The sequence below is a fragment of the Geodermatophilus sp. SYSU D00742 genome (genome assembly GCF_054049935.1).
In genome coordinates this window covers 1-1,113 of the sequence record NZ_JBJGYJ010000073.1, presented here as the reverse complement: position 1 = coordinate 1,113, position 1,113 = coordinate 1, and the positions used below count along the sequence as shown (strand labels likewise).

Genomic DNA, 1,113 nt, shown 5'->3' with positions numbered 1-1,113 from the left:
TGTTCTGCTCCGACAGGTTGGGCACGCGGCTGGCCGGCGGAAGACCGCCGAGTGCGGTGTGGGTGCGGTGATGGTTGTAGAGGTGCAGCCACCGGCGCAACGCCTTGGTGCGGGCGGCGTCTGAGGTGTAGACCCGGGCGTAGGCCCACTCGATGAGCAACGTGCGGTGGAAGCGCTCGACCTTGCCGTTGGTCTGTGGCCGGTAGGGCCGGGTCTTCTTGACCGTGATGCCCAGCTCGGCGCAGGTCTGCTGCCAGAGTGTGGCGCGGTAGCAGCTGCCGTTGTCGGTCAGCACCCGCTCGATGGCGACGCCCTGGGCGGCGAACCAGGCCACCGCCCGCTGCCACCAGGCGGCGGTGGTCTGGGCGGTCTCGTCGGTGAGTACCTCGCTGTAGGCCAGCCGGGAGTGGTCGTCGATCGCGGTATGGACGTAGCCGTAGCCGATCACCGGATGGGTGTTCCGGCGCACGGCTGTGCTCAGTCGGCTGTTGCGGGTGCCGGCGGCGCGGCCGTGGATGCGGTGCCCGCCGCCGGTGGGGATGCGGCCGAGCTTCTTGATGTCGACGTGCACCAGCTCGCCGGGACGGTCGCGCTCGTAGCGCTGCACGCCGGCGCGCAACCGCCGGCGGGTGGCCAGGTCGACCTCGTGCAGCCGTGGCTCGCCCGCCCGGCGCAGCACCCGATGCACCGTGGAGGGCCGCAATCCCAGGCGGTGGCCGATCCTCGCTGGTCCCCAACCGCGCGTGCGGCGCAGATGCAGCACCCGGCGCACCAGCGGGCGGCGCAGCTGCCGGGGACTGCGCCGCGGCCGGCTGGAGCGGTCGGCCATCACGCTCAGCGGATCGGCACCCGGCGGCAGTGCGCGCAGCCGGCCGGCCCATCGAGCGGTGCAGGTGGCCGAGACCTGAAACCGCTCGGCCGCACGGCGCAGGGACCAGCCGTCCTCCACCACACAGCGAGCCAGGGCCAGCCGGCCCTTCGGAGTCAGGACGGCATTAGCGTGGGACATGAGGACCTCCGAGCCGGTGAAGCCTTCGACAAGCCCCACCTCACTCGGAGGTCCTCCCTCACGTCACCTGCAACGCGCCGTCACCAACGTGTGTGGGCAGTACA

1 protein-coding gene is annotated in these 1,113 nt (G+C 71.8%); it reads right to left on the bottom strand.

Annotation, left to right across the window (positions count from 1 at the left end; translation table 11 throughout):
• A partial coding sequence (locus tag ACI78V_RS22840; RefSeq protein ID WP_456855116.1) for an IS481 family transposase occupies positions 1-1,009 on the bottom strand: 1,009 nt, incomplete at its 3' end.
• Positions 1,010-1,113 lie beyond the last annotated feature (104 nt).